Source organism: Nostoc paludosum FACHB-159 (assembly GCF_014698835.1).
Lineage (GTDB): Bacteria > Cyanobacteriota > Cyanobacteriia > Cyanobacteriales > Nostocaceae > Nostoc > Nostoc paludosum.
The window spans coordinates 183,339-201,924 of sequence record NZ_JACJTU010000009.1 but is presented as its reverse complement, the minus strand read 5'-3'; the positions used below and the strand labels follow the sequence as shown (position 1 = coordinate 201,924).

Genomic DNA, 18,586 nt, shown 5'->3' with positions numbered 1-18,586 from the left:
ACAAACCTTTATGCAATATTTCACTCGATCGCTATATGTACTCAATAACTATTCGTCTTTGGGGAAAGCGTTATCAACTGGTTGTTCTCGATCGCTAGCTGGAGTTTCTGTTGACCAAGGATCGTCTACTTGAGGAAATTTAGAACTGATGACAAACTCAGTTTCTTGTAGATGGTGATTTCCCCATTCATCTAAAACATCTTTAATCAAAACTTCTTGTACCCAAATCTTAGCGACAACAGTTAAGGGTAGTGCAAGAAATAATCCTAAAAATCCAAAAAAAGTGACGAAAAATAATTGAGAAATTAAGGTGACAGCTGGTAGCAATGAGACTTGATGCGCCATAACAACGGGTGTGATGAAATTACTCTCAACCTGTTGAATGATGAAGTAAAGAATCAAAACAGCGATCGCTTTCCAAGGTTCGTCTAACAAAGCGATGGCCATTGCTGGTACTACACTCAGTGTCGGACCGAGGTTGGGAATTAAGTTCAAAAATCCTGCCAAAACCCCTAAAGCGAGTGCTGCTTTGACACCCAAAACAGATAAGCCAATTACGCTCATTAATCCCACTACACCCATCGCAATAACAGCACCTGTTACCCATCCCCCCAAGGAAATTTCGCACTTACTTAAAATCCCTTCCACGCGTCGCCGATAAAATGAGGGAAAAAGCCGGACAAAAACTTTGCGGTAAGCTAGGGGATCGGCTAACAGCATTCCTGTTAAAACTAGCACTAGTAAAACCTTGAGAACGACTTCCAACGAACCAGAGACAAAAGCAAAGGAGTTTCCTAATAACCGATTGACAAAAGGCTGTGCTTGTTGGATCAGACTGTTGAGATCTGGAATGTAGGGAACCAACTCACTAGGAATGCGGGTTCTGAGTGCGTCTAGCCAACTATTAAAGCGCCCAAACCCTTGGGGAACTCGATAGGTTAATTCTTGAAACTGCTGTGCAAAAGGCGGCACAATTAGCCAGAAAAAACCCACGATTACTGCAAAAAAGATAGCGACTGACAACAGTACGGCCAGTCCACGCTTCATACCTGAGCGTTGGAAGCGTTTCGCTAGCCGATTTAAGGTGGTGGCTAAGACAACTGCGGCAAACATCAGTAATAGTACTTCCCGAATTTGCCACAAAATGTATAAAGAAAGAACGATCGCAATTAAACCGATCCATTGACCCAAGTTCACAGGCTAACTCCCAGCAGTTGGTGAGATGCAATTTTGTTGTAATTCAGCTAGGTTAGCTGATTTCGATCGCTTGTGCCTAGATAATTGAAGTTAACTTTGTTTGTATGCTTGGAATCGCCACAGTAGAGCGATCGCCACGATGGCGATCGGTAATAAAACTATAATTAAAGCATTAGTTGTTGTTGCCGAAATTGATAAATATGGAGCAACGTACTTTATTAACACCGATATCAAAGCCGAAAGTAGAAGTAATTTGAGAACAAATCCTAGCTGATTTTCCATAACAGTACGGTAATACACATTTTTCTGTTGGGTGTACGCGAATTTGGACTGCGCTATCTAGTTTCTAAAATAGAAACCAATAGATTAGCTGTAGCGCATCTAACACAGCACATCTTTTGATAGTTGACAGTTAACAGTTAACGGTCAACAAATTTTATGAGTCGTCGTGCAATTTCAAAGTGTAATAGCCTAGTAAATAGATAAAAGTCTTTCCTACCTACATTTTTCACCTATAACTGTCAATATTCCTAGCAGCTTAATTACTACTTAAGCATTTGTTGAATGAATCGATATAGCATCTGTAAATGTGTTTGTGTGATATGACACAATTATAAATTTTCTCATCTTATGATTTACCTACCAGTTTCATTACTGCTATTTCTTGTGTTGTTACTACTACTACCATTCATTTGGTTTGCTGTGGCAGTAGATGTGGTGGAAATCGCAGTAGCCAAGCTGGGATTTTCTTCCAACATCGCTTTTTTATTGCTGGTGCTAGTAATTTTCACAAGCACTATCAATATACCCCTATACCGCCTAGCCACTCCAGTCCATCTGGCAGATGATTTTGCGACACTATGGTTAAAAGAATTTTGGGGTATTCCTTTAAGGAGAGTTGAGCGTTCTACCGTGGTAGCACTAAATGTAGGTGGTGGCTTAATTCCTGTGTTGTTGGCACTTTACCAATTTGCTCATGCAAATGCTCTCTTCATTTTGCTTGTAACTGCGATCGTTACCGTCGTTAGCTATTATGCAGCGCGGGTGGTGCCCGGAATAGGTATTCAAATGAATCCTTTATTGGCTCCCTTGACTGCTGCTTTATCTGCAATGTTAATCGCTGTACCCCATGCTGCTCCTGTAGCCTTTGCTGGTGGTGTGCTGGGAACCTTAATTGGTGCTGATTTACTACATCTAAAAGATATTCAATCTATGAGTGCAGGAGTACTCAGCATCGGTGGTGCTGGTGTATTTGATGGCATTGCTTTATGTGGATTATTTGCTCTGTTACTAAGCTAGTGAAGAGTTAGGAGTTAAGAGTTAGGAGTTAGAAATTCAAAGTGAAAACTCATAACTCAACACTCATAACTCAACACTTATAACTCAATTGAGGGTACATCAAAATGCCTGTTGAAACTAATAACAAAAGACCCATGAAACCGCCCAAAGGTCGACAGTTTGGTGGCAGTTTCTTCATTTTATTAAGCCTGTTGTTACTGCTGAACTTTATTGTTCCCAGTTTTTTTATTTCGCGATCGCCCCAGATTCCCTATAGCACATTTTTGGCTGAGGTGGAAGCGGGGAAGGTAGATCGAGCGATTGTTAGTGGCGATCGCATTGAATATACCATCAAAACTCAAACTCCCGATGGCAAAGTCACCGAACAAGTTTTCATCACCACCCCGGTAGGTATCGATCTAGATTTGCCAAAAATTCTCCGCGAGCATCATGTCCAGTTTGCAGCACCACCGCCAAACCAAAATGCTTGGATTGCTACTTTACTGAGTTGGATTGCACCACCGTTAATTTTCTTTGGGATTTGGGGCTTTTTAATGAGCCGCCAAGGAGGCCCGGCTGCACTCACGGTGGGTAAAAGTAGAGCTAGGATTTATTCGGAAGGTAGCACTGGCGTTAAATTTACTGATGTGGCTGGTGTAGATGAAGCCAAAGCGGAATTAGAAGAAATTATTGATTTTCTGAGAAACGCTGGAAAATACACTGCACTAGGGGCGAAAATTCCCAAAGGTGTGCTGTTGGTAGGGCCTCCGGGTACTGGTAAAACATTACTAGCAAAAGCGATCGCTGGTGAAGCTGCTGTTCCTTTCTTCAGTATTTCTGGTTCCGAATTTATCGAACTGTTTGTTGGTGTCGGTGCTGCACGCGTCCGCGATTTGTTTGAACAAGCCAAAGAACAAGCTCCCTGCATTGTCTTTATCGACGAGTTAGACGCACTCGGTAAATCTCGCGGTGGTGCTGGGCCGATTATGGGGGGAAATGATGAACGGGAACAAACCCTCAACCAGTTACTCAGCGAGATGGATGGCTTTGATACCAACACAGGGGTAATTATCATCGCCGCCACCAACCGTCCAGAAATTCTCGATCCGGCTTTACGCCGTCCTGGTCGATTTGACCGTCAAGTTGTCGTCGATCGCCCTGATAAAATTGGTCGAGAAGCAATTCTCAAAGTCCACGCGAGAAACGTCAAATTGGCTGATGATGTCGATTTGAGTACCATTGCCATCAGGACTCCTGGCTTTGCTGGGGCAGATTTAGCCAACCTTGTAAATGAAGCTGCACTCTTAGCTGCACGGCGAAATAGCCAAGCAGTGACGATGGCAGATTTCAACGAAGGTATCGAACGTCTAATTGCTGGCTTAGAAAAACGCTCCCGCGTGTTGAATGAGACTGAGAAAAAGACCGTAGCTTATCACGAAGTTGGTCACGCTATTATCGGTGCCCTGATGCCTGGTGCGGGTAGAGTTGAAAAAATATCCGTTGTTCCTCGCGGTGTTGGTGCTTTGGGTTACACAATTCAGATGCCGGAAGAAGACCGTTTCTTGATGCTAGAAGACGAAATTCGCGGGCGTATTGCTACTCTTTTAGGTGGACGTTCTGCCGAAGAAATCGTTTTTGGCAAAGTTTCCACTGGTGCTGCTGACGACATCCAAAAAGCGACTGAGTTAGCCGAACGTGCTATTACTCTTTATGGAATGAGCCATGAACTTGGGCCAGTGGCGTTTGAGAAAATTCAACAGCAGTTTCTCGAAGGTTATGCCAACCCACGCCGTGCTATTAGTCCCAAAGTGGCTGAGGAAATCGATCGCGAAGTGAAGCAAACGTTGGATAATGCTCACCATATCGCTTTGACTATTTTGCAATATAACCGCGAGTTATTAGAGCAAACCGCAGAACAACTGTTGCAAAAAGAAATTTTGGAAGGTTTGGAATTGCGGGAATATATTACTCAAGCAAAATTGCCGACGGAAGTACAAGAATGGTTGCAAACAGGTAAGGTATCGCAAGATAAGCCATTGTTGCAATCTATTCTAAATTAGAATTTGAGATTGAAAAGCGATCGCTCTAAAAGTGGGCGATCGCTTTTTCTAATCAGTTCTATGTTTATTACAACAGAATTAATACCAATTTTTTATACTATATATTGCAAGCTGAAATTTATCTGGTTACAATCATCTCTCTTATTTGCTTACAATTAATCAAAACTCATTTTATAAAAAAATTCAGTTTTTAATATGGATTTTATAAAAACCTTCTATCTTAAATTTTTTTTTAAAGGAAAATCAGAATTCAGGAGTAAAATATGCTTTATACCTGAGTCAAAGACACTTCATTTTTCTTGAAACCTGCTCTAACTTGAAGTTCGCCTTAACTCCAACTCAGCCAAGCAAAAACCTGTTCTACAGTCAGTTCCAAATCGATACCCTCAACAATGGGTAATTTATCAGCACCTTCGTATAATTCCACTCGCTGTTGAGGAAATACTGTCAGAATACTTTCATCCTCTGGGTCTAGCAACCAGCCAAGTTCAGTACCATTGCGCGAGCAATGCAATAATTTACTCAAAACTTTTTTTAAGTTTTGCTCTGGGGAAAGAATTTCAATTGCCCAGTCGGGATGAATTTCAAAGCGATTAGCAATTTTGCCAGATGGAGTTTTGGGAATTCTATCCCAGCGAAACACAGACACATCAGGGACGATAGAAGCACCGCCAAAGGTACAGCGTAGTTCTGTGAAAGCGTAAGCAATTTTTTGGTTTTCAGTTACGTTATTAATGACATTACAAAATTTAGTCTGTAGTCGGCTATGTTCAGCTTGAGGCATAGGTTTTTGAATGATTTCCCCGTTAATAAAATCTGATGCTGGTTCAGTTTCCGGCAGTTTGAGGAAATCATCTAAACTTAGTTGGGGTTGACTGGCAATAGTCATAAGCAAATAGCGTAGAGGGGATAATTTAATTATGTGCGAACTCGCAAAGCGCCCATTGGAAGCAGAATCCACTTTACATAAATGCCATTTGAAAAGCTGCGTTGCCTCTAGTAATACCAATTCTGTATGAAGATGCGCCATATATTAATAAACGAACCGCCTTCTCTACGAGAGGCTTCCGCCAACGCGTTGGCGAAGCCTCTCGTAGAGAAGCGTCTCGTTCGCTCTTAGCGTCTCGTAGAGAAGAGAAGAACGCCAAGGGACAAAGAAAGCAACAAAGAATAAGTAAAAAAATTTGGCGCACCCTCACAAAGAAATGCTATAAGCAATAATGTCTACGCAAGCGTAATTTTAGCAACATCAAACCCTATTATTGTCTGCATTTCTCCAGTGTCCTTATTGATTTTGTCCACGTGTTTAGGAGATTCATACCTAAATGCAACTAAGGCGAATAATTCGTTTGATAAAGTGCAAACTAATCCGTCACAACCATTATTCAAAGCTTGACCTTGGGATTTCAATTTTTTTGATTGCTTCTGGCCGATTTGGGACAAACTTATTTCGCCTACCTTATCACTATCAATCCCATACAAACTTCCGTCAGGACACTCAGCTAGAGCAATCACCCGCTTTTGTTCGGGTATTTTGCTTGTATCTGTAACCTGACCTGTATTCAAGTCAATAGTTACTATCCTAGAAGACCCCTTTCCTTTTTCTTTGATGACCAAGGCAGCAAGCGAACCGTCTGTCAAACGCAGTAATTGGTAAACTTCTTCCTTGTTTTTCAGTCCTGAAATATTTACAGTTTCTAGAGAATTTAAATCAATTAAACGAACTTTTTTGTCCTTTTTCTTTCTTGTACAGATATTGCTCGCGGCTGCTATAAGTTTGCCATTTATGGACACAAAACCGCTCAACTGCTCGCAAGTCTCCAAAATCGGTGCGGTGGTCAGCACGGTCTTGATTTCCTGAGTGCTGACGTTAAAAGATTCTACAATGATTGGCTGTAGAGTAGATGGATCGTTGGTTTGGCTTGCGTCACCGAGGTCGGTGATATTTGAGTCTAGGTTGGTAGGAGTAGGGTTGTTAGTAATACCGTTTCTGATGCCCAGAATCAGGGTATCTGTGTTGGACTCTTCTGCAAGGGTTTTGCTCAGAACAACCCCCATAGCAGCAACTGTGGTGCTTGCCAACGCCAACTGACCAAATTGTCTGCGTGTTAACTTTAGTTCCATATGTAACTCCCAGAATTACTTGCCGTTTGCCATTGTTCTACGCTTGCTGTAGTTCCTCAACATTGGCTAATACTGCTTTGATTTTTGAATTGATTGCTAATTGAACGCTGGGGATTATTTTATTTGAATCCAACTTGCTACCGAGGGAACATTGTTGTTGTTAACAACAAACAACATATAGTAGCCAGGAACTGCAATGTTGCGATTAGCTGTTATTTGGGCTGTCAAAGAATTGCCGCTCCTAGATTTAATTGGGATATCTACTAGTCGTTGTTCTGTATCTAGACTATGAGTAGGTGCCATTGGCCTAATCACATGAACCCATTTGATGCTTGTTGCAGGTACGTTTGTAGAGATCGTGATTGTTGCGTTATATGTTGCTGTTGCGGGAACACTAATAATTGTGGGTCTTGTCTGCGATATGTACGCTGGACTATAAATTTCTATCCGATTTTCATAAGTACCACGTCTAGGATTTCCCCCTGCTACAGCTACTGTGCCATCTGGGAGCAACACCGCCACTGAATGATAGACGCGGCCATTTACATTTGGTGTCTCTACGGTTTTCCAGGTATTCGTCGCGGGATTGTATATTTCTGCTGGTAGTGTCGATTCTGTTATACTTTCGTTCCCTCTGCTGCCATTACACACAAATACTGTGCGATCGGGCAATATAACAGCATTATGGTGCATCCTTGGATTATTGAGATACGATGCTGCTGTATAAGTGGGAGTAGTAGCATTGAAATTGATAATATTAACTCGGTTGGTTGTTGCAGTCCCACCCCCACCGATAATCATCACTTTTTGGTCTTGAGCTGGTGGGAGCAATAGGCTAGCAGCTTGGTTACCATGAGCTGGAGCTTCTAATCCAGACACTGCCTGTTCGGCGATCGCTTGATTAAATTGTGAGGGTAAAGTAAGAATGCGTGGTGACGTACCTCTGTTACTCCCCATCTGAGCGCCTGTATAAAAAAGTTTGCCACTACTCAACAGAATCAAGTGGGCATAGTTAGCTAAATTACTAGTTTGTTGTGTAAAAATGTTCCAACCAGTAAAAGCGCTAAAAATTTCTGGGTTGCGAGTATTACTGCCATTTACATCTAAACCTGAGAGCGCAAAAATTTGACCGTTACCCAATGTTAAGACGGTAGGATACCAGCGCCCTCTATTCATTGATGCCACTTTTGTCCAACTTCCATTGCCGTTATTGGCAGTAAAATTAAATAGGAAGCAATCGCTAATACCATAGAATGGGTCATATTGTAAAGTTCCACCTGCAACAAACAGTTGTCCGTCAGGTCGGAAGGAGTGACCACAACAGAAAACGTCAATAGGGTCTCCATTAATATCTAGTGGAATCGTCGGAGTGGTGAAAGTTCCGCTCTTCGGGTCCCAAAGTCTAACCCCTTTCGGAGAATTGTTATATGCTGCTAGGCTCGGATCGTTACCCGAACCACCAAAGAACAATACCTTACCTGTTCTTCCCACAGCAGCATGGACAGGATTAATCGGAATTTGAGACGATAGTTGCCAAGGCATTTTGTTGACTCCCCTGGTTAAAAAACTAGAATTTTTATGTTGTCTTTCACGAACTACGTACAGCAACAACGTATGAAAAGGCTTCTTACTATTGCCTTGTGGGATGGCAAAGTGTAAAACCTGTAATTTGGGAACACATAAAAACTTTTAAGATTTTTCTGTCTATCTAGACACAATTAAAATTGTGAAATAAAACTTTTATTAAGCAACTTCAAAATTAGACAACAGCCTTTACTGTTATGAGAATTTTTTGCCAAAAGTAGTTTATTTCTACAATTAATTAAATTTTTTATGCCAAAATTTTGTATGAAATTGACGTATCAAATTGATACTATTTGCTAGATTTATTTTCCTTCTAAAAACAGAAATGTTTCTTTACATTCATTGGGAATGGATAGACACAAAGCGACATTGTGCCAGAGATCGCTTTCCTATGAAGCTTCTGTCACTTTTAGAAAAAAAGAATCGAATCCAGACTCTGGAGCATTGATTTAAGCAAGGTTTGAGGCTTTGTTTTCTAATATGAATTAAAATTTTTAGTCAAAGGTGAAAGACAAAGTTACAAAAGCCTTTAAACCATTGGGTTTTCTAACTTTAACAAAAGACGACTATAGCGTTTCCTAAGCAAATTAGGTACACTAAATTTATTTTACCAAGCTTAGTGGTGTTGAAAGCCTACCTGACCAGATTGGGAACCGCTATAATTTGAAATTTATTTAATTAAATGTGTAACAGCTAATAATTTATTGTAGCATTGTTTCCTCTTGGAATGCGATATCAAGACATTAATTCCAATTTTATTAATCTTTCGTTGGACGATTAATTCTGTTTATATTTGCTGCACTATCACCAAGTAGTGGTATAGTCTGCACTTAATATTAATACCTAACTTAATACTGGCGATCGCTTCATTTATATTTCCGATTGTTAACAATCTGCTGACAAGCCACCACTATCCGGAAGTTACTGTGATTCTGAGTTAATTACCTCAAACTCGTGGCTCTTGAGTGACAGCACAATATTTTCAACATCTACTTGAATCAGCCAACGGTTGGTTGCTTGACCATCTGAGCGTGACTCTCGGCCACAAACTACCCCAACTTTTCCTGCTACATAGAAGGGGCGTAAAATCAAAACTCTGTCTCCTACTTGAACCGGATCTGGGGTGTGCAATAATTTTTTCTCAACTAATGGTTTGAGAAAATTAACTTCTACAAGTTAAATTCTGTGCTTTATAACCTTTTCTTAACTAAAGCTTAGTTTTTAGCTAACTTTCTTGTCAATACTTTTGATGGAATTTTGCAAACAGCCGACACTTATATATCAAAGCCAACCCAGAGCGGGATTGCTTTTTTCCTGAGAGTGCTTTTCTTTATCCCTCTGTTCATTCCTCAAATGGTGTTTTTCAGGAATCGCCATTTCTACTTTTGTAGGTTCATCTATCTTGGAATTAGGTACATGAATACTAAAGCAACTAAAGAAATGCATATAAATATTACGGTTAACTTGAAGAAGCGATTCCATGCCACTTGCGTCATGAAGGGTAAGAAGATGAGCCAAGTAGTCATTGAGCTAATCGAGCAATGGTTAGAAAGCAAGGAGTTTTCCCTAACTGGGGAGACAAAGAGCATATAAGCTAGTAGCGAATTTATTGTCTTGGTAGTAAAACCAGTTGAGTAAGAAACACTTTGCGAATTTATATAATTTATGCCCATATCTACATCAGCCACAAATCTTATAGAAGTTTTCTTCTCCTACGCTCACGAAGACGAAGAACTCAAAAATGAGCTAGTGAAACATTTAAGTATTTTGAAGCGGCAGAGTATAATTACAGCTTGGCATGACCGGGAGTGAATAATGGTTAAATAGGTAGACATTTATACCTCTTGCCCTTTGAGGGTATGCGATTTCTACCGATTTTTTTTGATTGCGATCGCAGTTCCATCGTCTTTAATCGGTCATCAGCGACCCCAATAAACCTAACTAGCTCTTATCGCCATTTATCATTTGTTCTTGGTAATTGGTAAGAGTTTCAGGTTTATTTACGTTTTGTAATATAGTTTGATTTATTCTAGCTAACTTACTTAGGATAAAAGGCAATTATTTAGTTTTATATAGCCCCTATAATTTTTTCTCTAGAGGGAATTTGGCTGCTCAAATCATCTCCGTAGCGATCGCACTTCGGCGGAACTAGCAACTTAGGTTAATAAGAGTTTGTCAAATCTAGTACTTTGGAAAACGTCACAATCAGTTATTATATGAGCGTATGTCTAAGTTCAGCTAATGCTACCTGATTTACTGCTCCCCTCGAACATTCATCAAACTATTGCTGAATCAGAGAGGAATATGCAATATTTATTTGCAATTTTGTTAAATCTGTTTTTTGCTGAACTCATCGCTCTTTGTTGAAAATTACCCGATCTCACATGACTATTTACGTTGGAAATCTCTCCTACCGCGCTACTGAAGCAGACTTAAGAGCAGTGTTTGCAGACTACGGCGAGGTCAAAAGAGTTGTCTTGCCTACTGACCGCGAAACAGGACGACTGCGGGGCTTTGCTTTTGTTGATATGAATGAAGATGCTCAAGAGGACGCAGCCATCACAGAATTAGATGGTGCAGAATGGATGGGCCGTCAACTGAGAGTTAACAAAGCTAAACCACGAGAGGACAATCCACGAGGTAGCTGGTCGAAAAAACAAGATTTTTAATAATGACGAGTTTCTAGTATAGCAAATTATTTCTTAGTCATGTAAGACTAAGTGGCTAAAATTAACTAGAAACAATTTGGCAAGAAACAACTTCATAGAACTACGTCCGACCAGTCGCAATTGGTTAAAAAATATCGCGACTAGTCGGTTCTTCTCCCGTAAAAGATATTATAGCTACCTCGATCTAAATGGAAACATGGAATCCCTAACCTCTCGTATGCAGGCGATACAATCGCCCATTATTCCAGTGGTTGGGGAACTAATTAAAAATTCTCCTGGAACAATTTCTTTAGGACAAGGTGTTGTTTATTACACCCCTCCACCGGAAGCAATAGAATTTTTGCCAAAATTCCTCGCTGAAGAGAATAATCATTTATACAAATCAGTGGAAGGTATTGCGCCATTGGTGACAGCACTTGCAGGAAAATTGCAAGCCTTTAATGGTATTGAAATCAATGGAGAAAACTGCATCGTTGTGACAGCGGGGAGCAATATGGGATTTATGAATGCCATTCTTGCTATTACCAACCCAGGCGATGAAATTATTTTAAATACACCCTACTATTTCAATCATGAAATGGCGATCGCAATGGCTGGTTGTCGTCCGATATTAGTAGCAACGGACGAAAATTATCAACTGCAAACAGAAGCGATCGCTCAAGCAATTACACCCAAAACACGCGCTGTAGTCACCATTTCACCAAATAATCCCACTGGGGTTGTTTATAGTGAAGCCACATTGCGCCAGGTCAATGAAATCTGTAGAACTCGCGGCATTTATCACATTAGTGATGAAGCCTATGAATACTTTACCTACGATGGGGTAAAACATATTTCACCTGGTGCATTTGATGGTAGTAGCAAATACACTATTTCTCTTTATAGCCTTTCCAAAGCCTATGGTTTTGCGAGTTGGCGTATTGGTTATATGGTAATTCCTCAACATTTACTTGTCGCCGTCAAAAAAGTCCAAGACACAATTTTAATTTGTCCGCCAGTAATTTCTCAATATGCAGCCTTAGGAGCATTACAAGCAAAAGAAAAGTATTTACAGGAAAATATTGGAGCGATTTCTCAAGTACGACAACTAGTCCTAAAATCCCTCAACCGCCTCCAAGGTTTATGTACTATTACACCTGCTAATGGCGCTTTTTATTTTTTCTTGAAAGTTCATACTCAAATCGATGCTTTTGAATTAGTTAAAAGACTCATCCAAGAATATAAAGTAGCAGTTATCCCAGGTACAACCTTTGGCATAGATAATCAATGCTATCTACGCGTTGCTTATGGTGCGCTGCAACAAGAGACCGCAAAAGAAGGTATAGAAAGATTAGTTGAAGGGTTGCAAAATATAATTAGGAGTTGATATTAAATTTCTTAAGATATTAAAAATTGTTAGCCGACTATTGACAAAACCAAAACTTTAAAATTTAACAGATGCCAATTATTAATAAATTACTTGAAATTGAAACAGAACCAAAAATTAATATTCATAATATAACACCACAAATTCAAGAATTGATTGCTTCAACCTCAATCAAAAATGGACAAGCTTTAGTATTCTCTCGACACACTACAACAGCTTTAGCCATCAACGAAAATGAAGTCAGATTATTAGAAGATATAAAAGTATTCTTGCAAAAATTAGCGCCAGAAACAGACAGCTATTTGCATAATGATTTGCACTTAAGAGATGTTCCAGAAGATGAACCGATTAATGCTCACTCTCATTTAATGGCAATGATGCTCGCGACTAGTGAGATAATACCTATTGTTGATGGTAAATTAGCTTTAGGAACTTGGCAGTCTGTGTTGTTTTTTGAGTTAGATGGGCCGCGTAAAAGAACAGTATTTGTGCAAATTTCTGGTGAATAATGCAACTAAAAATAGCAGTCAGAATTCAGAATCCAGAATTCAGAATGCAGTCAGGAAGGGATTTAAAACTACTATAAATTTTTTGGATGACTTAAACCTGTTTATACTCTTAGTCGAAGCAAGCTACATTTACCAGTCGGACTCAAATTAAATTCGATAATTGTGAGTAATGGCTCCTGACTTTTTTTGTTGTTAACACTCAAAATACTGCCAGAATAACCCAATTTAAGATGTAGTTAGTGATGAAAAATAACGATAACTTTTTTTTGCGTAACATTTGGTACTATGCTCTGCCTAGTAATCATTTGAAGCCAGGTAAAATGGTCAGCCGCGTTTTCTTAGGAGAACCGGTGCTGTTAATTCGCGACAAAGATGGGAAAGTGGCTGCGATGCAAGACATTTGTCCGCATCGTGGTGTCCCCTTGAGTTGTGGTAGATTCGACGGACAGGAAGTGGAATGTTGCTATCACGGTTGGCGCTTTAATTCTGGTGGGGGTTGTACTGCGATACCGTCCCTTGTGGAAGAACAGCAGATGGATTTGAGCCGCTTCGACGTGCAGTCTTATCCAATCAGGGAAGCCCAAGGAAATATTTGGATATACATACCCGATCGCGATAATCCTCAGCCTCCTGATTCTGAAATGGAAATTCCTGCAATCCCAGGATTTGAGGAGCGATGGCCCCAATTTGTAGAGGTGATGCGCTTCCCCTGTTTTGTGGATCATGCAGTGGTAGGCCTGATGGACCCCGCCCATTCACCTTATGTTCATCGTGCTTGGTGGTGGCGAAATGAACAATTGCATGAAGAAGTCAAGCAATTTGATGCTTCCCCCCACGGCTTCACAATGCGGCGACACCGATTACCAGCCAATGGGGGTCGATTATATTGGCTCATTGGTGGCGGTGTACCGGAAACTGAGATTTCTTTTCGTTTACCTGGAGTTAGGGTAGAAGAAACCACAATTGGCAAACATCGAGTTGTGAATTTAACCACAGTTACCCCCATTTCAGACACAGAAACCGAGGTAACTTTTTCTCTTTACTGGACACTTCCTTGGGTGGGATTTTTCAAACCGTTACTGCATGTTTTGGCGCGGACTTTTCTTGGTCAAGACCGCAGTGTGGTGGAAAAACAGCAAATTGGACTCAAATATAATCCTGTGCTGCGGTTAATTAAAGACTCAGATGTCCAGGCGCAGTGGTATTACCAGTTGAAGCGGGAATATGCTCGGTCTATTGCAGAAGGACGGCAATTTGTCAATCCTGTTAAGGGTCAGATACTTCGTTGGCGTGCCTAATAATAGCAGGCAACAGGCAGCAGGCAACAGGCAACAGGCAACAGGCAACAGGCAGCAGGCAACAGGCAATAGGCAATAGGCAACGAAAGGCTATTGTTCTGAGGATTTTACGATCGCGTTATATCTTAAACGATTAATCCAAGCTAAACTCAGCAAATTCTGTTTGCCCAAATAGCATATTTCGGTCTACCGCTGACAAGATTTTATTATGAGCGCGTTGGCTATTTAAACAGCGACAAACTAACTGGGCTACATCTTGGCGATTGATGCTACCAATGATGCGGGGATCTTCAGTTAAAACACCATTACCCGTTGCTGGTTCTGACTTCAGCCCACCAGGACGGATGATGGTGTAGGTGAGTCCGCTGGCAATTAAGTGTTGTTCTGCTTTATTTTTCTCGGCTAAAACTGTTCCTAGTGCTGCTAAAACCTGGGGGGACAAAGCATTTACACTTTCACCAGCACCAATGGAAGACACAAGAATAAAATTTTGGACTCCAGCTTTCACTGCTGCGTCGATTAGATTTTTGTTACCGGGGTAATCTGGTCTTTCTGTGTCTGTTGGTAAACCGCCAATTGTACTGATGATAGTGTCAATCTGTTCATCTGCTTGTACAGCACGTTCGACATCGCCAACATTCAAGGCATCTCCCTGAACTACTTGAATGCCGATTTTTTCCAATTCACTAGCAACTGTTAGTGTTCTCAGGAGTGCCTTTACCTTTAGCTGTTGTGTCCTCAAGTATTGAGCAATTTCTTGACCAACACCGCGACTTGCGCCAGCCAGAAAAATGTAAGATGCACTTGTCATACTCAGCTTAACTATTTATGTCCAAAGGATTTTATCAGAAGATTGGCACTAATGAATAAGTGCTTGAGCATTAGTCCCCACCTAAGGACTAAAGTGCTTACTACGAACTTTTTTTAACCTGGGTTCATTGGACTTGCTAGACTACTAGAACTGTTTCCCCAGAGACAGTATCTTGTTTTCTTTGTCCGTTAGAATTAATTGATATCATCTAAATTCTATGTAGCTCGGCTACATCTGTTCATAAAATATCTAGGTGCTATACAGATGCTTATGCTTGTGTTCTATTAGACTACTAAAATTACTGAATTTTTAATTAACTAAAGATTATAAACTTGAGTAATTCCATTGGTATAGCTTACCTTAGGTATGCAATAGTGCGCCCCTCTAATGCAGATGGATTGGATTAGCTTGCTCAAAGCTCAACAAACTGACTTCCTTCAACGTGTGAAAAAACCCAAAACTTACGATTTGTCTTTGCTTGAAAGTCAAGTCAAAGGTTGCCACACAGAAATTATGGCATTTTGGGGTGAGGCATTGGCGAAACTCCAAGAGCTTTCTCGCGAACAAGCAGAGGTTCTCGCCAAAAATCCCCCGCCCATGCCCCCTGAATATCCTGAACCTCCAGATTGGACGATACCCTTTCCCAAATATTTTCAGCAACAAGCCCAAGATTATCTTTTACGGGAAAAAATTGTCGATCGCATAATCACCGAACGTCTAGGCAAGTTACTCAAAAAAATCCCCCAAGATACTTTAGAAAACATCACTTTAGATGATGAGGGAAATTTATCTAGTCAAAGCAAATTTATTTATGTACTCAAAGATAATCCCCAACTGAGCGTTCAAGTTTACGTCGCTGATGGCGAAAGTTTTAATGGTATTAAGAAAGACAAAATTAGATGGTCGGTAACTCAAGAAGATTTGAGAAATCACCAAGTCTTAATTTTTCTGTGTTTATTTTATCCATATACAGGTAAATTAGGTTATGAAAAGCAGAGCATAATCACAGGCTTTTTACCTACAAATCAACTAGAATTTTCTGAACCCAAAATACACGTTACTCCGAGCAATTTGTTATATGCCGGGGGGTTAAGTTGGTATTTAGAATCACTTATTGGCAAAAAAGACACATCGCCAATAATTCATGAAACGACGATAGAGACAATCCAAACTCTACCAACAGAGCATTCTCTGAAAAACGTAGTAGGTGACTGGGAATGCTGGCAGACTCTACAAGGGCATACCAGAGGAATTAATTGTTTGGCCTTTAGTTCGGGGTGTAATAATGGTAACGCCTTACCCATATTGGCAAGTGGTAGCCGTGGTGAGACGAAGCTATGGGATTTAAGCAAAGGTGAATTAATAGATACATTGTCAGAGTATCCTTGGGTGATATCTGGGCTAGTGGATGAAGTGAATTCCCTAGCTTTTAGTTCCGATGGGCAAACTTTAGTCAGCTGCGGTGCAGACTCGACAATTAAAATTTGGCACGTGGGCGCTCTAGACTTAATAGATATCCTGCACAAACATCATGGAGTAGTGCGCTGTGCTGCTTTCACCCCAGATGGTAGGATGTTAGCCACCGGCGGAGATGACAGAAAAATTCTATTTTGGGATTTGATTCACCGTCAAGTAGCGATCGCTCTCTCTTTAGATGATACAGCTGCTCATTCCCTGGTTTTGAGTCCCGACGGGCAAACTGTGGTCACAGGTAGCTATCGCAAAATCAAAGTTTGGCGGATTTCACCCCAAACAGGGATCAAAAGTTTAAAAGATACACAACCTTTGCATACCCTCATGGGTCATTCTCACATCGTTTGTTCCTTGGCAATTAGTCAAGATGGTAAACTGCTTGTCAGTGGTAGCTGGGATCAAACGATTAAAATTTGGCATTTGGAGACTGGAGAATTACTTCATACCCTCAAAGGACATAGAGATAGAGTGTATGCGATCGCTTTGAGTCCCGATGAACAAATCATCGCCAGCGGTAGTGCTGATAAAACTATTAAATTATGGCATGTCCAAACCGGGGAATTGCTCGGTACCTTTACAGGTCATGGAAATATAGTTACAGCATTAGCCTTCACAGCTTCCGGCGAGATGTTGGTGAGTGGGAGTTTGGATAAAACAATTAAAATTTGGCAAAGGAGTTAGGAGTTATATCAGGTTCAGATGAATACGGGGACGCGGGGACGGGGAGAGATTTGAATAATTCAAGCGGCGACAAGCGAGTTAAAGTGCTTGCTGTATAAGCTTCATAGCCCTTAAACCTCGCCGATAATATGCTTGCTTAATCCATAAACTCCTACCCCCTACACCTTTACCCCAATCCCATCTACCTGAGATAGTGCGTAAACCATTCACTTGCCAGTTGTGCGGCTGCGGTTAATGCACCTGGTTCTTCAAACAAGTGGCTGGCATTAGGGATAATCACTAAGCGTTTTGATGTTTGTAATTGCTGTAGTGCATCTTCATTCATTGCTATTACTGCCAGATCGTACCCACCAACAATCAACAATGTCGGCGCTTTGACATGAGGTAAGGCTGAAGGAGCTAAATCAGGTCGTCCGCCACGAGAAACAATAGCCTGCACCGCCTCTGGACGTTCTGCGGCGGCGACGAGGGCTGCACCACCGCCTGTACTCGCGCCAAAGTAACCTACTTTTAGATGTCGAGTATCTGGGTTATGTGTCAGCCAATCTGTAGCCCCAACTAACCGCGAGGCTAACAAACCAATATCAAAGCGCAAGTGTCTTGTTCGCAGGTCGATTTCTTCTTCTTCCAGAGTCAGCAAATCAATTAACAAAGTTGCGAGTCCCGCTTGTTGTAAGACTTCAGCAACATAGCGATTGCGAGGGCTGTGACGACTGCTACCACTACCATGAGCAAATAACACTATGCCTGTCGCATAATCGGGAATCACCAAATTGCCCTCTAGCTGTACCTTACCTGCTGTCACTAAGACCAGATGTTCTTGGGGGTTCTGCGTTAATGTCCTATTCATTGACTCAACCTCTACTTACGAGTCGTTTGCTACCAGTAATTTTTGTCTTGTCAAAAGTTCACATACTTCTGCGTCGGTTGTTTGCTCAAAATTCTCGTACCAAAGACCGATCGCATATAAATCTTCTGGCATCATCATACATACAACCCGATCAACCTCTGCTTGTAGTTCTTGACAAGTGGCTACACCTGCAACGGGAACTGCAACTACCAGCTGGCGGGGTTGTTGCTTTTTCAATGTAGCGATCGCTGCACGAATAGTAGCACCCGTAGCAATACCGTCATCTACAAGAATAATTGTATGATTTTTGACTTTTGGTAGCGGACGATTACCCCGATAGATTTGGTTCCGACGCTCTAATTCCCGCATTTCGATTGCTGCTACTTCATCAATAGTTGCTTGGGGAATCCGCAACCAATCTACAACATTTTCATTCAAAACACGAACTCCTCCGGTAGCAATTGCACCCATCGCTAGTTCTTTATGTCCAGGTACACCAAGTTTCCGCACTAAGCAAACATCTAGAGGTGCATCTAGTACCTTGGCTACTTCAAATGCTACAGGCAAACCGCCACGAGGAAGCCCTAATACTAAAACATCTGAACGATTGGCATACTCTGTTAACTGAGCAGCTAACAGTTTTCCAGCTTCCGTGCGATTACGGAACTTTTGCCACATAGTTTTAT

At 41.1% G+C, this 18,586-nt stretch carries 19 protein-coding genes; 9 read left to right on the top strand and 10 right to left on the bottom strand.

Features of this window, described 5'->3' with window-relative positions; genetic code table 11:
* Positions 1–48: 48 nt before the first annotated feature.
* Positions 49–1,197 (bottom strand): AI-2E family transporter, encoded by a 1,149-nt coding sequence (locus H6H03_RS12045; RefSeq protein WP_190955354.1) that lies wholly within the window; start codon positions 1,195–1,197, stop codon positions 49–51.
* Between the two features lie 90 nt (positions 1,198–1,287).
* Entirely contained in the window at positions 1,288–1,479 is a 192-nt protein-coding gene (locus tag H6H03_RS12040) for a hypothetical protein (RefSeq protein ID WP_190955387.1), read from the bottom strand.
* A gap of 348 nt (positions 1,480–1,827) precedes the next feature.
* Between H6H03_RS12040 and H6H03_RS12035 the strand changes: the two genes are divergently transcribed.
* A complete protein-coding gene (locus tag H6H03_RS12035; RefSeq protein WP_190955353.1) occupies positions 1,828–2,496 on the top strand; it encodes a DUF1614 domain-containing protein in 669 nt (222 codons plus the stop codon).
* Positions 2,497–2,600: 104 nt separating this feature from the next.
* A complete protein-coding gene (ftsH, locus tag H6H03_RS12030; RefSeq protein ID WP_190955352.1) occupies positions 2,601–4,535 on the top strand; it encodes an ATP-dependent zinc metalloprotease FtsH in 1,935 nt (644 codons plus the stop codon).
* Between the two features lie 328 nt (positions 4,536–4,863).
* Here the strand turns inward: ftsH and H6H03_RS12025 are convergent, their stop codons facing one another.
* The 5 genes from H6H03_RS12025 to H6H03_RS12005 all read right to left on the bottom strand — a co-directional run bounded on the left by H6H03_RS12025 (position 4,864) and on the right by H6H03_RS12005 (position 9,725).
* Positions 4,864–5,424, bottom strand: a complete 561-nt coding sequence (locus H6H03_RS12025) for a Uma2 family endonuclease (RefSeq protein WP_190955351.1) — start codon at positions 5,422–5,424, stop codon at positions 4,864–4,866.
* Positions 5,425–5,759: 335 nt separating this feature from the next.
* A complete protein-coding gene (locus tag H6H03_RS12020) occupies positions 5,760–6,659 on the bottom strand; it encodes a hypothetical protein (protein WP_190955350.1) in 900 nt (299 codons plus the stop codon).
* A gap of 114 nt (positions 6,660–6,773) precedes the next feature.
* Positions 6,774–8,201 (bottom strand): galactose oxidase-like domain-containing protein, encoded by a 1,428-nt coding sequence (locus H6H03_RS12015; protein ID WP_190955349.1) that lies wholly within the window; start codon positions 8,199–8,201, stop codon positions 6,774–6,776.
* Positions 8,202–9,164: 963 nt separating this feature from the next.
* Positions 9,165–9,374, bottom strand: coding sequence for a hypothetical protein (locus H6H03_RS12010; protein WP_190955348.1), 210 nt, complete (start codon positions 9,372–9,374; stop codon positions 9,165–9,167).
* Between the two features lie 150 nt (positions 9,375–9,524).
* A complete protein-coding gene (locus tag H6H03_RS12005) occupies positions 9,525–9,725 on the bottom strand; it encodes a hypothetical protein (protein WP_190955389.1) in 201 nt (66 codons plus the stop codon).
* Between H6H03_RS12005 and H6H03_RS12000 the strand changes: the two genes are divergently transcribed.
* The 6 genes from H6H03_RS12000 to H6H03_RS11975 all read left to right on the top strand — a co-directional run bounded on the left by H6H03_RS12000 (position 9,660) and on the right by H6H03_RS11975 (position 14,085).
* Entirely contained in the window at positions 9,660–9,836 is a 177-nt protein-coding gene (locus tag H6H03_RS12000) for a plasmid partition protein ParG (RefSeq protein ID WP_313931834.1), read from the top strand. The genes H6H03_RS12005 and H6H03_RS12000 overlap by 66 nt on opposite strands.
* A gap of 72 nt (positions 9,837–9,908) precedes the next feature.
* On the top strand, positions 9,909–10,055 hold the full coding sequence (locus H6H03_RS11995) for a hypothetical protein (RefSeq protein ID WP_190955347.1): 147 nt from the start codon (positions 9,909–9,911) through the stop codon (positions 10,053–10,055).
* Between the two features lie 572 nt (positions 10,056–10,627).
* Positions 10,628–10,912: an RNA recognition motif domain-containing protein gene (locus tag H6H03_RS11990; protein ID WP_073642669.1), complete on the top strand. Its 285-nt coding sequence runs from the start codon at positions 10,628–10,630 to the stop codon at positions 10,910–10,912.
* A gap of 196 nt (positions 10,913–11,108) precedes the next feature.
* Positions 11,109–12,278, top strand: a complete 1,170-nt coding sequence (locus H6H03_RS11985; RefSeq protein WP_190955346.1) for a pyridoxal phosphate-dependent aminotransferase — start codon at positions 11,109–11,111, stop codon at positions 12,276–12,278.
* Between the two features lie 71 nt (positions 12,279–12,349).
* Entirely contained in the window at positions 12,350–12,787 is a 438-nt protein-coding gene (locus H6H03_RS11980; protein WP_190955345.1) for a secondary thiamine-phosphate synthase enzyme YjbQ, read from the top strand.
* 242 nt (positions 12,788–13,029) lie between these two features.
* Positions 13,030–14,085 (top strand): aromatic ring-hydroxylating oxygenase subunit alpha, encoded by a 1,056-nt coding sequence (locus tag H6H03_RS11975; RefSeq protein WP_190955344.1) that lies wholly within the window; start codon positions 13,030–13,032, stop codon positions 14,083–14,085.
* 133 nt (positions 14,086–14,218) lie between these two features.
* Here the strand turns inward: H6H03_RS11975 and H6H03_RS11970 are convergent, their stop codons facing one another.
* The gene (locus H6H03_RS11970) at positions 14,219–14,896 is read right to left on the bottom strand and encodes an SDR family oxidoreductase (RefSeq protein ID WP_190955343.1); all 678 of its coding nucleotides are present in this window, start codon (positions 14,894–14,896) and stop codon (positions 14,219–14,221) included.
* Positions 14,897–15,283: 387 nt separating this feature from the next.
* On the opposite strand from H6H03_RS11970, the gene H6H03_RS11965 reads away from it, so the two are divergent.
* Positions 15,284–17,050, top strand: a complete 1,767-nt coding sequence (locus H6H03_RS11965; RefSeq protein ID WP_190955342.1) for a WD40 repeat domain-containing protein — start codon at positions 15,284–15,286, stop codon at positions 17,048–17,050.
* A gap of 181 nt (positions 17,051–17,231) precedes the next feature.
* On the opposite strand, the gene H6H03_RS11960 is transcribed toward H6H03_RS11965, so the two are convergent.
* Together H6H03_RS11960 and H6H03_RS11955 are read right to left on the bottom strand one after the other, a co-directional pair.
* The gene (locus H6H03_RS11960; RefSeq protein WP_190955341.1) at positions 17,232–17,900 is read right to left on the bottom strand and encodes a dienelactone hydrolase family protein; all 669 of its coding nucleotides are present in this window, start codon (positions 17,898–17,900) and stop codon (positions 17,232–17,234) included.
* Between the two features lie 15 nt (positions 17,901–17,915).
* Complete coding sequence (locus H6H03_RS11955; RefSeq protein WP_190955340.1) at positions 17,916–18,578, bottom strand: phosphoribosyltransferase; 663 nt, start codon at positions 18,576–18,578, stop codon at positions 17,916–17,918.
* Positions 18,579–18,586: the final 8 nt, after the last annotated feature.

Bases quoted from the DNA above. Each gene is read 5' to 3' on its own strand.
- H6H03_RS12040 (WP_190955387.1), bottom strand. From the start codon at position 1,479: ATGGAAAATCAGCTAGGATTTGTTCTCAAATTACTTCTACTTTCGGCT.
- H6H03_RS11960 (WP_190955341.1), bottom strand. From the start codon at position 17,900: ATGAATAGGACATTAACGCAGAACCCCCAAGAACATCTGGTCTTAGTG.
- H6H03_RS11985 (WP_190955346.1), top strand. From the start codon at position 11,109: ATGGAATCCCTAACCTCTCGTATGCAGGCGATACAATCGCCCATTATT.
- H6H03_RS12020 (WP_190955350.1), bottom strand. From the start codon at position 6,659: ATGGAACTAAAGTTAACACGCAGACAATTTGGTCAGTTGGCGTTGGCA.
- ftsH (WP_190955352.1), top strand. From the start codon at position 2,601: ATGCCTGTTGAAACTAATAACAAAAGACCCATGAAACCGCCCAAAGGT.
- H6H03_RS12000 (WP_313931834.1), top strand. From the start codon at position 9,660: ATGAATACTAAAGCAACTAAAGAAATGCATATAAATATTACGGTTAAC.
- H6H03_RS12015 (WP_190955349.1), bottom strand. From the start codon at position 8,201: ATGCCTTGGCAACTATCGTCTCAAATTCCGATTAATCCTGTCCATGCT.
- H6H03_RS12025 (WP_190955351.1), bottom strand. From the start codon at position 5,424: ATGACTATTGCCAGTCAACCCCAACTAAGTTTAGATGATTTCCTCAAA.
- H6H03_RS11965 (WP_190955342.1), top strand. From the start codon at position 15,284: ATGCAGATGGATTGGATTAGCTTGCTCAAAGCTCAACAAACTGACTTC.
- H6H03_RS12005 (WP_190955389.1), bottom strand. From the start codon at position 9,725: ATGGAATCGCTTCTTCAAGTTAACCGTAATATTTATATGCATTTCTTT.
- H6H03_RS12035 (WP_190955353.1), top strand. From the start codon at position 1,828: ATGATTTACCTACCAGTTTCATTACTGCTATTTCTTGTGTTGTTACTA.
- H6H03_RS11990 (WP_073642669.1), top strand. From the start codon at position 10,628: ATGACTATTTACGTTGGAAATCTCTCCTACCGCGCTACTGAAGCAGAC.
- H6H03_RS11980 (WP_190955345.1), top strand. From the start codon at position 12,350: ATGCCAATTATTAATAAATTACTTGAAATTGAAACAGAACCAAAAATT.
- H6H03_RS11975 (WP_190955344.1), top strand. From the start codon at position 13,030: ATGAAAAATAACGATAACTTTTTTTTGCGTAACATTTGGTACTATGCT.
- H6H03_RS11970 (WP_190955343.1), bottom strand. From the start codon at position 14,896: ATGACAAGTGCATCTTACATTTTTCTGGCTGGCGCAAGTCGCGGTGTT.
- H6H03_RS11955 (WP_190955340.1), bottom strand. From the start codon at position 18,578: ATGTGGCAAAAGTTCCGTAATCGCACGGAAGCTGGAAAACTGTTAGCT.
- H6H03_RS11995 (WP_190955347.1), top strand. From the start codon at position 9,909: ATGCCCATATCTACATCAGCCACAAATCTTATAGAAGTTTTCTTCTCC.